The organism is Hyphomonas sp. (assembly GCF_036964145.1).
Taxonomy (GTDB): domain Bacteria; phylum Pseudomonadota; class Alphaproteobacteria; order Caulobacterales; family Hyphomonadaceae; genus Hyphomonas.
Genome location: NZ_JBALUC010000005.1, coordinates 346814 through 357890 on the forward strand (window position 1 = coordinate 346814; position 11077 = coordinate 357890).

Sequence of the window (11077 nt, forward strand, 5' to 3'; positions counted from 1 at the left end):
GTGTCCAACAAGTTCTGACCGAGCGCATACCCATTATCACCAGCTGCGGCAAACGCTCCTTGGCAGTGCGGGATGAAATGCCTACAGACAGGGGCCGAACACAATGAAAGCCGTATGCCCATGTCCGATTATCGCCTCTTCGGCGCAGATACCTCGCCCTATTCCCAGAAAGTGCGGTCGTTCCTGCGCTACAAGAATATCGATTTCGACTGGGTCTCCCGCTCGCGCGAGAACGAAGAAGAGTTCCAGGCATTGGCCCAGGTCGCGTCTGTGCCGCTGTTGGTCTCTCCCACCCGCAAGGCCAACCAGGATTCGACCGCGATCATCTCCGCCCTTGAGGAAGATCATCCCGAACCGTCCGCCGTGCCGGATGATGTCGCAACCTCCATGCTCGCGCTGATCCTCGAAGACTATGCCGATGAGTGGCTGAACAAGATCATGTTCCTCGAACGCTGGAGCCAGAAGCCCGACCGCGAAGACGCTGCCCTGCGTGTGCTGGTCCAGCTCTATGGCGGCAAGCGCCCCCGCGCCTACAAGAAGGCCCAGAAGCAGATCGCAGACCGTATGGCGGATCGCCTGTCCCTGGTCGGCGCCGACAGCGGTAATGCCGAAGTGCTGCAGGCCTCATTCGAGCGGTTCTCCACCCTGCTCAATGCGCATCTGACCGACCATCTCTACATCTTTGGCGGTCGTCCGTCGGCGGCAGATTTCGCGCTGGCCGCGCAGTTCCAGCAGATGATGATGGACAAGACCCCGGCCAAATGGCTGACCAAACATGCGCCCTTCGTGGTCGCATGGATCGAAAACATGGAAGACCCGAAACCGGGCGCGCCTTTCGCCACACTGGAAGAGCTGACGCCGACGCTGACGCCGCTCTTTGCCGAGGAAGTCTCGAAAACCTATCTGCCCTGGGCCAAGGCCAATTCCAAAGCCGCCGAGCGCGGTGACAAGGACGTATCGGCCTCCGTCGAAGGCGGAAATTTCGCCCAGACCACGCAGAATTATGCCGCCCGCGCCTATGATTCCGTCCGCAAGGCCGTGGGCTCTTCGCTCAGCGACGACGCCCTGAAGAGCTTCCTGTCAGACGCCGGCTGCGCCAAATTCTTCGGCTGACGCTTTAGCGAAGCCCCAATCAAAAACGGCGCGCCCATCTCTGGACGCGCCGTTCTTTTATCGGGTCAGCACTCTGCTTTTAGGCAGCGTTGCTGGCCGATTTCTTGCCGATCAGTTTCGGCTCGGTCTGGGCCGGAGCGCCGATCTCGATCTTGCGGGGCTTCTTCTCTTCCGGAAGCTCGCGGACGAGGTCGATCCGCAGCACGCCATGCTGCAGATTGGCACCGGTCACGATGACATGGTCAGCCAGCTGGTAGCGCCGGATGAAGCTGCGCTGGGCAATGCCGCGATGCAGATAGTTGCGGCCTTCGCCGTCTTCATTCTCGCCGCGCTTGCCGGCCACGGTCAGCAAGCCTTCCTTCGTTTCGATTTCGAGGTCGTCTTCGGTGAACCCGGCGACCGCAATCTCGATGGCGAAGGCATTGTCATCGACGCGTTCGATATTGTACGGCGGATAGCCCTGCGAGCCGTCGAGGCGGGACGCCTGGTCGATCATGCTTGCGAGCCGGTCAAAGCCGACAACCGTGCGGTAAAGGGGGGTAAGGTCGATATTGCTCATGTGTTCAGTCCTCTTAAATCAAGCAACTGCGGGCAACCCGTGAGGGGAGCGCCCGGATGGATGTTCGGCGACTGTGAAGGTCCAACCCGAATTCGGCGTTGGCACAGATACCGGTCACAGCCCGATTTACGGCACCGTGACATGATCTATGTGGGTAGCGTATGTAGAGGTTCAAGAGGCCAGTTGAGGAGACGCCCCATGAAGCATTTGACCCCGATTTTCGCCCTGTCTGCAATGGTTCTGGCGGCCTGTGGCCAGCCCGATGCCCCCGCATCTGACACGCCCGCCCCCGCGACCCCGCCGGTCGAGACCACCTCGGCAGAGACGTCCCCGCTGGACACCGCAATTGCCGGCGCGCATCGCAGCGAGGCCGAAAGGGCGCGGGATGCCTGGCGCCACCCGAAGGAAACGCTCGAATTCTTCGGGGTCGAAGCTGACGACAAAGTGGTCGAGCTCTGGCCGGGCGGCGGCTGGTACACGAATGTGATCGCGCCCTACCTCGCCAGTGGCGGCGGCACGCTGGTCGCGGCCTATTTCGACCCGAATGTCGGCGATGAGGACCGCCGCGCGCGGATTTCAGAACGGCTCGAAGAGTTCAAGGCAACCTATGCCGATCCGAAATTCGGCGCGATCGAGTACAGCGCCTTCTCGGCCGAAAGCGGTCCGCTGACCGAGCCTGGCACGGCCGATGTCGTGCTGACCTTCCGCAATCTCCATAACTGGATGAGCGGCGGCTATACCGAGAAATTCTTCACCGACGCCTATGAGGCCTTGAAACCGGGCGGCGTGCTGGGTGTGGTCGAACACCGCCTGCCCTCCACCGCTACGCAGGACCCGACCGCTTCCTCGGGCTATGTGCATGAGGATTATGTCAAATCCCTCGCCGCATCGGCGGGCTTCGAATTCGTGGAATCCAGCGAGATCAACGCCAATCCGGCCGATACCGCAGACCACCCGTTTGGCGTCTGGACCCTGCCCCCGGTGAACAGCACTCAGGACCGCGAAGGCAACACACCAGACGATTTCGACGCTGAAACCTACGCCAGTATCGGCGAAAGCGACCGGATGACGCTCAAATTCGTCAAACCGGCCGAATAGACTTCTCTCAGTCCGGATTGAGCCCGTCATCTCACAGGAGATGGCGGGCTCTTTCATTTGGGCCCTGTCCCGCCTAAAGGTGCCGGTCATGACAACAAAGACCTTTTTCCCCACGCTTGTGCGCTCCGACCCTGTCGGCGATGCCGATCTCGCGACGCGTCTGGAACATGTCTGCTGGGTGCTGGCCGAGGATGATTCAGCGGGCAATGCCTGGTGCGAGGAACAAGGCTATGGCGGCTACACCTCGTATGCCTCACTCGACGATCTGCCGGAGCGCTTCCCGGAATTTGCGGAGTTGAAAGCCCTGCTCGACCCGATTGCGGCGACGTTCGCGGAGGAATTGCTCTGGGACATGCAGGGCCTTTCCCTGGAACTGGATGCGATCTGGTTGAACATCCTGGAGCCCGGCTTTGGCCATTCGAACCATATCCATCCGGGCAGCGTCATTTCCGGCACATACTATGTCTCCACGCCAGACGGCTCGGCCCGACTGAAACTGGAAGACCCGCGCCTGTCGCGCATGATGGCCGCGCCGCAATTGCGCGACGATGCTCCCGAAGACCGCCGCCGCTTCGTCTATCTCGAACCGGAAGTCGGCCACGCCATCCTGTGGGAAAGCTGGCTGCGCCATGAAGTGCCCGCCCATATGGGCGAGGAACCGCGGCTCTCGATCAGCTTCAATTACGCCCTGAAACGCATCTGACGCCACTAAAGCACTTTGGCGATGACCATGCCCGCCAGGATGATCCCCCCGAAATAGGTGATCACCGCGCCGATGGCTTTCAGCGGATGCGGCTTTTCAAGGGTCGTGCAGACCAGGAAGCCAATCGCGTGCAGGAACCGGGCAAGCGTGATCGCGATCACCAGGCTGGTAACGGCCAGGCCGAGGTCGCGCCCGGCATAGGCAAACCCAGTCAGCAGGAAGAGCCCGATCAGCAGCGCCGCATATTCCGAGGCGTTGCCATGTGCGCGCTGCGCTTTCAGCATCGGCCCGGCCGGGTCGCTGGCGGCGCCATAGGCTATGGTCTTCGTTCGGCCCCGCATGATCGAGGTCCAGAAGCCGAGCAGCAGGGTCAGTACGACCAAGGCCGCACTACAAAGAATGAGCGTTGTGTGCATGTGTGTTTCCTCCCGTCCGGCAGCGTAGCCTTAAAGGGCCGGGCGGCAAATATCCGGGCACGAAAGCTGCATTAACTGTCCCGCGTCACTGCCACACTTGACGCAAAGGGTTTCAGGCGTCATCGCCACCCCACACCGTGTTTCAACCTTCCAGCCAGATGCGAGCCGTCTTATGGACCTTTCAAAAATCAAGACCGGGAACAACCCGCCAGACGATCTCAACGTGCTCATCGAGGTCCCGCTCGGCGGCGATCCGATCAAGTACGAGATCGACAAGGATTCCGGCGCAATGTTCGTGGACCGTTATCTCTACACCGAGATGCGCTACCCCTGTAATTACGGCTTCGTGCCTCACACGCTCAGCCTCGACGGCGACCCGATCGACGTCATGGTTGTCGGCAATCGTCCGCTGGTGCCAGGCTCGGTCGTGCGCGCCCGCCCCGTCGGCGTTCTGATGATGACCGACGACAAGGGCCCGGACGAGAAAATCCTCGCCGTGCCGCACAACAAGTTGACCTCCTATTACGACAAGATCGCGACCTATCACGATCTGCCGCAGACCCTGATCGACAAGACGGCCCACTTCTTCGAGCATTATAAAGACCTCGAAAAAGGCAAGTGGACCCGGATCGAAGGCTGGTACGGCATCGAGAAGGCCCGCGAACTGATCGAAGCGGCCGTCAAGCGCGGCCTCGAAGACAAGGGCTAGGCCCTTCCCCCTTTACCGGCAGCCTTGACCGGGCTGCCGGCCTTTCCCTTCCGGTACTCCCGATGCGCGATCAGCGCGGCGCAGGACCCATATGGATATCTCGGTCTGGCTGGCCCTGCTGGCTCTCTTCTTCGCAGGTGGCCTGACGCCCGGCCCGGCCGTCATGATGGTGATGAGCGCGTCCCTGCGCTATGGCGCGCCGACCGCACTGATCCCCGCCGCAGGCGTATCCGTCGCCAATCTTGTCTGGATCTCGCTGGCCGCGACCGGCATCGCCACCTTTGCGGCACAGGCACCACTTGTGCTGATGGGCCTCAAGATTGCCGGCATTTGCTTCATTGCCTGGCTGGCCTGGACGATGGCCACCGCAGACCCGCACCGCCCCCGGGCGCGCGCAGACCAGGCCCCGGCCAAAGCCAATCTGTTCGGACGCGGGATCGGCCTGCAATTGCTGAACCCGAATGCGCTCGTCTTCTTCGGTCTGTTGCTGCCGAGCTATTTCGATCCGGACAAGCCGGTCGTCCAGCAAGCCCTGCTGATCATGCTGACCGTGACCATCACCGAAATGTTCGGCCTCGCCTTCTATGCCTGGCTGGCAGATGTGATGAACCGGCGCTTCCAGTCACCCGTCTTCACGAAATGGTTCAATCGGCTGGCCGCAAGCGCCATGCTGATATCGGCCCTCTTCGCCGCCCTGATGACCAGCGGAAACTGATCGTCAGCCGCTCCCAATCAGGGCTCGATCACCTCAAACCGGCCGGTTTTCGGGTTCCGCCAGTGCAGTTCGCCATGCTTGATCGCAAACCAGGCGCCGTGCAGTTCCAGTTCACCCGCCTCGACCGCGCGCTTCACGAACGGGAACGACATCAGGTTTCCAAGAGACGTTTCAACGCCTTCCAGTTCGAGCGCGAATTGCGGATTGATTGATCCGCTTTCCACAACGCGCGCACGCGCCGCTTCCAGCAAGCGCACCCAGGGCGTCACGAACTCGCCGATTTCCGGTGTGCCTTCCCCGGCCAGAGACGCAGCGATACCGCCGCATCCACCATGCCCCATCACCACGATGTGCTCTATCTTCAACACGTTGACCGCATATTCGAGGGCGGCGCTGACGCCGTGCAGGCCGTCATCCGGCTGATAGGGGGGCACGAGATTGGCAACGTTCCGGACGACGAACAATTGGCCCGGCGCGGCATTGAAGATGTCTGAAGGCTCGGCCCGGCTGTCGGCGCAGGCAATCAGCATGATGCGCGGATTCTGGCCTTCGCCGAGTTCCCGATACAATGCGGCCTGTTTTGAGTAGATCCCTTTACGGAAGCTGCGATACCCTTGCAGCAGATCCTCGACAGTCTTCATGCCTGTAACTCCTGTTTCTCTGTAGCACTGACTAGTGCATATTGCAGTGGCGGCAAGCGGAAACGGGAGTTTGTTTACCACTTCGCCCTTATGCTGGCATCCCGAACGCTGTACGTACTGCAGCGCAGCACTGAAAACCTGGAGTTGTTCATGCCCACGCCTTCGGAGACCAGAAAGTCTTCCCGGAAGGGGCCGACGCGGAGCGAAGCGTCCAAGGCCGCCATTCTGGACGCAACCCGTATCGAAATGGCGGAGAATGGCTGGCGGGGCTTCAGTGTGGATGGCGTCGCCAAACGCGCCTCCGCTTCCAAGCAGACCATCTACAAATGGTGGCCCTCGATCGGCGCGATGTGCGTCGATGCCGCCCTCGCCCTGATTCCGGACAGCCCCGATGGGGGCCGTGATCCGCAGGAGCGCATCACCACGCTGATCGTGCCGCTGGAGGCCGCTGCCCGCACCGGGGCTGGCCATGCGGTGTTGCGCGTCGCGCTCGCCGCTGCCGCTGACGACAAGGATGCCGGCGAATTGTGGCGCGCCTGGATGAACCGCGACATCCGCATGCCCATGCGCATGCTGCTGGCGGAATTGGCCGGAAAACGCGTGATCCGGCGCGATTTCGACCTGGATGAAGCAATTGAAGAAATGCTCGGACCGCTTTGGCACCGTATCATGGTGATGCGCGCCCCCGTCCGGGAAGGCTTTTGCAGTGCCCAGGCCGCCAACTTCCTGAAAGTGTACGCGGCAGGCTGATTTTATCTCTGGTGTGAAATTTGCAGTGGTGTCCCTGAATTCGCCAGGGGCACCATATGTCTGTTACGCGCATAAACTGGGTCGACTACGCCAAAGGCCTTTGCATCATCCTCTTCGTGATGGCTGAAGCGGTCACGGGCTATGCCCGAATGACCGGACACTCCAACTGGATGGAATTTGCCGCCGCCTGGACAGCGCCTGTTGTCTTGCCGACCCTGTTCCTGATCTCCGGCCTGTTTCTGCCGCGCACCCTGTTTGGATCGAAATCGACGTTTTTTGACCGGAAAGTCCTGAGATTCGTCTATTTCTACCTTGTCTGGATGGTTATTCAGACCGTTATTCTCTACGCGCTCGACCTCGCTTGGAATCCGCTCAATGTGATTAACCAGCTGCTTGTCGGCTTGGTCCAGCCCAGTTCCGGGCTCTGGATCATCGCCATGCTGGCCGTGTTTCACCTTTTCACCTGGCTGGCGCGTCTGATTGCGCCAGCGAAAATCCTGCTTGTCGCCGCGCTTGCCCAGACGGCTCACGCGGCCGGTCTGATCCAGACAGGATGGCTCGCTCTGGATGCATTCGCGCAATATTATGTGTTCTTCTTCGCGGGCTATTACGGGGCGGATCTCGTTCGCCGGTACGCCGACCGACTGGCAGAAGGATTTTCTGACATCCCGACCGCGCTGGTCATCTGGGCCGGGATCAATACGGTCCTGGTCGCCCAGAACACCGCAGCCCTGCCCATAATCAGCCTGGTCCTCGGCTTCTCTGGCGCCTTTGCCATTATCGCGATCGCCACGCTGCTGGCCCACTCCCGGCATGCTGCCGCGATGCAATATATCGGGCGCGCGCACTTCGTGATCTATCTGACCTATTTCCTGCCAATGATGGCGGCGCAGACCCTGCTGGCTCGTAGCGGATTGGCGCTGGAACCGGGCCTGACCAGCCTCGCCATCGGCCTGATTGCCCTCATCCTGCCGCTCGGGCTTCACCGCCTTGTCCGGCAAACCCCGCTCAAGGCGCTCTATCGCCGTCCTAAGACATTCCGTCTCAAAGGGGCTGAGCTCAGCCGCGGCGGACAGCTGATCGGGTCAGCTCACGATACGATTGAAGAAGCCTGATCCGGCGGGCCTGTCGCTATTTCGCGCGGTGCCAGACCATCAGCGGGTCAAATGCCCCGGTTTCCGCAGCGCGCTGCAGCTGGCTGATCTGATCGATCACGGGATTGGGCGCGGCCGGCTTGCGGGATTGTCCGTACAGCGCATCGTCCAGCCGGCAGATCTGCTCGAACAGGGCTTCTGACCGGGACACGAGATCCAGGAACCGGGACGGCAGGCCGAGGCCTTGCTGCGCGGCGGCGTCCAGCGCCGGTTCTTCCCGCCGGATACGGTATTTCCGGGCAGCCGCTTCGTCGCTGCGCATCTCGCCATCGCGCACGGCCTTCTGCATGACCAGCCAGCTGGCCGCCTGCATCAGGCGTGTCGTCAGTTCCATGCTCCAGGCCGAATAGGTCAGGCCGGCTTCACGGGGCAGCGTGATGGCAGCCTCGCGGCCAGGGCCGTCCAGATAGGTCGCAGTCTCCTCGACCAGAGCCATGCCCCGGGCAAAAACCGTGTCGAACAGCTTGCCGCCGGTGAACCCGTCCTGGGTCTCGACCTGATCGTCTGGGGACGTGTCTGCCGCCATGAAAGATACCTCTGTGCGCGGGTCGGGAATTTGGATTTTATCAATCCAGCCTTTCCGGCCGCTTAATTGTCGCCCCCGAACAGGGCATCCGCCGCAGATTTCTGCGCCTTCTTCTTGTCGATCTCCGCCTCGCAGGCCGCGATGCCCGCTTTCAGCGTTTCAATCCGTCCCTGCAATTCCTGCACCGACATTTGCTCCAGCGTCTGGGGCGTGTTGACCAGGATCGGCTCTTCATCAAATGCGGCCATGGGGGTCGCCCTCCAATTCATGCTACAGGCCTTATCAAAGCAGAAACGCTGCCTAGATGCGACTCTGGATTCAGGAAGGAAACATACACGATATGGCGACAGAAATGATGAAGGCCGTCCTCGTTGAAGAGGGCGCGCCGCTCAAGCTGGGGGATTTCGAGAAGCCGGACTTAAAGCCGGGCGAAGTGCTGGTCAAGGTGGCCGCGTCCGGTCTCAACCGGGCCGATCTCGTCCAGCGGCGCGGGGCCTATCCGCCGCCGCCCGGCGCGTCCCCGATCATGGGGCTGGAAATCTCCGGCACGGTTGTCGCCACATCCGATAGCGCGAACAGGTTCAAGCTCGGGGACCGGGTCGCCGGCCTCCTCGCCGGCGGCGGCTATGCCGAATTCGCGGCGGTGGACGAAGGCTCGCTCTTCCCCGTGCCGGACGGCATGGACATGGTAAAGGCCGCCTGTTTCCCGGAAGCCCTGATGACGGTCTGGGCCAATGTGTTTGACCGCGTCGGCTTCCAGACAGGCGAAGCCTTTCTCTGTCATGGCGGCACCAGTGGCATCGGCGTCATGGCGCTCCAGATGGCGAAGATTGCCGGCGCCTCGAAAATCTACGCCACCGCGGGCTCCGCCGAGAAATGCGCCCTTGCCACAGAGCTCGGGGCCAATCGCGCGATCAATTACAAAACCGAGGATTTCGAGACAATCATCAAGGAAGAGGGCGGCGTGGACGTGACGCTCGACATGGTCGGCGGTGACTATATCCAGAAGAATATCTCGGTCTCCCGGCCCGACGGCCGGATCATCAATATCGCCTATATGAACGGGTTCACGGCGGAGGTGAATTTCGCCCCGGTCCTGATGAAACGCCTGACCCTGGCCGCCACGACCCTGCGGGCCCGGCCCGTTGAAGAGAAACGCCGCATCCGCGACGCCGTCGAAAAGGATTTCTGGCCTCAGGTCATCTCCGGCGACATCCGGCCCGTTCTGGAACAGGCTTTCCCGGTCGCCGAGGCCGAGGCCGCACAGGCCCTGATGGCCCAGGGCGGCCATTCCGGCAAGATTGTGCTGGTCTGGTGAGGCGCGCACCTTTCAATTTCCCAGACAAGGCACTATAAAGGCCGCAAGGTTTAAGGCACGTCTGAAACCCGACCGCCCGGCACGATGTGTCGGGCGGCTGCATTTCTGGCGGCCATTTCATTCAGGGAGTTCCCCCATGTCAGATATTCTGATGCCCAAGGCGACCGCCGTCTGGCTGCTCGACAATACCAGTCTCACCTTTACGCAGATCGCAGATTTCTGCGGCCTTCACTATCTGGAAGTCAAAGGCATTGCCGATGGCGATGTTGCCGAGAACATGCGCGGCGTGGACCCGATCGCCGGCGGCATGCTGTCGCGCGAAGAAATTCGCAAGGGCGAGGGCGATGAAGCGTACAAGCTGAAGAAGGCGGCCTCCAAGATCGCCCACATCCCGCAGCCGAAGCGCAAGGGCAGCCGTTATACGCCGGTCATCCGCCGTCAGGACAAGCCGGACGCCGTGGCCTGGTTCATCCGCAACCACCCGGAAGTTTCCGACGCGCAAATCTCCAAGCTGATCGGCACGACCAAATCGACGATCAACAATGTGCGGGACAAATCGCACTGGAACTCGCCGAACATCCGTCCGGTCGACCCGGTGACGCTCGGCCTGTGCACCCAGATCGAACTCGATGAAGTGATCGCAAAATCTGCCGACAAGCGCCGCAAACTGGAAGCCGAAAAGGCCGAAAAGTTTGAAGGCCCGGGCCTTGCCCCCGCCCAGGACGAGGCCAGCGCCTACGAACCCGAAGAAAAGCCCTCCGATGGCGGCAACGTCTCCGCAGACGACATCTTCAAGAATTTCAGCTAGGCAAGTCCTCGCACATTCGTTTCAGAAAGGCCGGCCCCAGCGCCGGCCTTTTTTATGCACGCACTCTGCCCTCCTCACGTCACCCCCGACGGCGAAGGCATTTACTTTGTCATCCCGGCAAATCCGGCAGGATTTATCCGGGACCCAGTACCTGGATCGCGCCCTCGCTCCACTGGGTCCCGGATATTTGCTCACGCAAATTCCGGGATGACAAAGTCTCCTCTCCCCGCCTCTCCGGCGCATGCCGGAGTCTCGTGCGGCTGGCTCCGCGTAGTTTCTGCAAGAGACCCCGGCATCCGCCGGGGATACGGTTTGTGGGAGAGCGTGCCGGCAGCTCCCCTAGCCTGCGCCCGTGCTTCGACGTCGCTCAGCATGAGCGCTTCGATGGCGCCTCACAAAACGGACTCATCCTGAGCGAAGTCGAAGGATGACAGGCGGCTTCCCGTCCCCTCCTAATCCGTCTGATACCCCCTTACCCCATACTATGCGTCTGCTCTCACAGGAGCCGGATCAGGTACCGTTCTGGTTGTGGGGGGCAGGGTCAGGAGGGTGCGGGTGGGAGAGACG

14 protein-coding genes are annotated in these 11077 nt (G+C 61.4%); 9 read left to right on the forward strand and 5 right to left on the reverse strand.

Features of this window, described 5'->3' with window-relative positions:
- Positions 1-120 precede the first annotated feature (120 nt).
- Positions 121-1113 (forward strand): glutathione S-transferase family protein, encoded by a 993-nt coding sequence (locus tag V7660_RS16095; RefSeq protein ID WP_335604068.1) that lies wholly within the window; start codon positions 121-123, stop codon positions 1111-1113.
- A 79-nt stretch (positions 1114-1192) separates the two neighbouring features.
- Here the strand turns inward: V7660_RS16095 and V7660_RS16100 are convergent, their stop codons facing one another.
- On the reverse strand, positions 1193-1672 hold the full coding sequence (locus V7660_RS16100; RefSeq protein WP_335604069.1) for an Hsp20 family protein: 480 nt from the start codon (positions 1670-1672) through the stop codon (positions 1193-1195).
- Positions 1673-1870: 198 nt separating this feature from the next.
- Between V7660_RS16100 and V7660_RS16105 the strand changes: the two genes are divergently transcribed.
- On the forward strand, positions 1871-2770 hold the full coding sequence (locus V7660_RS16105) for a class I SAM-dependent methyltransferase (protein ID WP_335604070.1): 900 nt from the start codon (positions 1871-1873) through the stop codon (positions 2768-2770).
- A gap of 88 nt (positions 2771-2858) precedes the next feature.
- Positions 2859-3473, forward strand: a complete 615-nt coding sequence (locus V7660_RS16110) for a TIGR02466 family protein (RefSeq protein ID WP_335604071.1) — start codon at positions 2859-2861, stop codon at positions 3471-3473.
- 5 nt (positions 3474-3478) lie between these two features.
- Here V7660_RS16110 and V7660_RS16115 read toward each other — a convergent pair whose 3' ends face one another.
- Positions 3479-3889 carry an MAPEG family protein gene (locus tag V7660_RS16115; RefSeq protein ID WP_335604072.1) on the reverse strand — a complete coding sequence of 137 codons (411 nt, stop codon included), beginning with the start codon at positions 3887-3889 and terminating at the stop codon, positions 3479-3481.
- 172 nt (positions 3890-4061) lie between these two features.
- Between V7660_RS16115 and ppa the strand changes: the two genes are divergently transcribed.
- Positions 4062-4598 (forward strand): inorganic diphosphatase, encoded by a 537-nt coding sequence (gene ppa / locus V7660_RS16120; protein WP_335604073.1) that lies wholly within the window; start codon positions 4062-4064, stop codon positions 4596-4598.
- A gap of 91 nt (positions 4599-4689) precedes the next feature.
- Positions 4690-5313: a LysE family translocator gene (locus V7660_RS16125; protein ID WP_335604074.1), complete on the forward strand. Its 624-nt coding sequence runs from the start codon at positions 4690-4692 to the stop codon at positions 5311-5313.
- Positions 5314-5330: 17 nt separating this feature from the next.
- On the opposite strand, the gene V7660_RS16130 is transcribed toward V7660_RS16125, so the two are convergent.
- Positions 5331-5954, reverse strand: coding sequence for a carbonic anhydrase (locus tag V7660_RS16130; RefSeq protein WP_335604075.1), 624 nt, complete (start codon positions 5952-5954; stop codon positions 5331-5333).
- A gap of 150 nt (positions 5955-6104) precedes the next feature.
- On the opposite strand from V7660_RS16130, the gene V7660_RS16135 reads away from it, so the two are divergent.
- Positions 6105-6704: a TetR/AcrR family transcriptional regulator gene (locus V7660_RS16135; protein WP_335604076.1), complete on the forward strand. Its 600-nt coding sequence runs from the start codon at positions 6105-6107 to the stop codon at positions 6702-6704.
- A gap of 56 nt (positions 6705-6760) precedes the next feature.
- The gene (locus tag V7660_RS16140) at positions 6761-7819 is read left to right on the forward strand and encodes an acyltransferase family protein (protein WP_335604077.1); all 1059 of its coding nucleotides are present in this window, start codon (positions 6761-6763) and stop codon (positions 7817-7819) included.
- A 16-nt stretch (positions 7820-7835) separates the two neighbouring features.
- Here V7660_RS16140 and V7660_RS16145 read toward each other — a convergent pair whose 3' ends face one another.
- The gene (locus V7660_RS16145) at positions 7836-8384 is read right to left on the reverse strand and encodes a DUF1465 family protein (protein ID WP_335604078.1); all 549 of its coding nucleotides are present in this window, start codon (positions 8382-8384) and stop codon (positions 7836-7838) included.
- Positions 8385-8446: 62 nt separating this feature from the next.
- Positions 8447-8632, reverse strand: coding sequence for a DUF1192 domain-containing protein (locus V7660_RS16150; protein ID WP_335604079.1), 186 nt, complete (start codon positions 8630-8632; stop codon positions 8447-8449).
- Between the two features lie 92 nt (positions 8633-8724).
- Here V7660_RS16150 and V7660_RS16155 point away from each other — a divergent pair, with 92 nt between their 5' ends.
- Positions 8725-9702, forward strand: coding sequence for an NAD(P)H-quinone oxidoreductase (locus V7660_RS16155; protein WP_335604080.1), 978 nt, complete (start codon positions 8725-8727; stop codon positions 9700-9702).
- 136 nt (positions 9703-9838) lie between these two features.
- On the forward strand, positions 9839-10510 hold the full coding sequence (locus V7660_RS16160; protein ID WP_335604081.1) for a DUF1013 domain-containing protein: 672 nt from the start codon (positions 9839-9841) through the stop codon (positions 10508-10510).
- Positions 10511-11077: the final 567 nt, after the last annotated feature.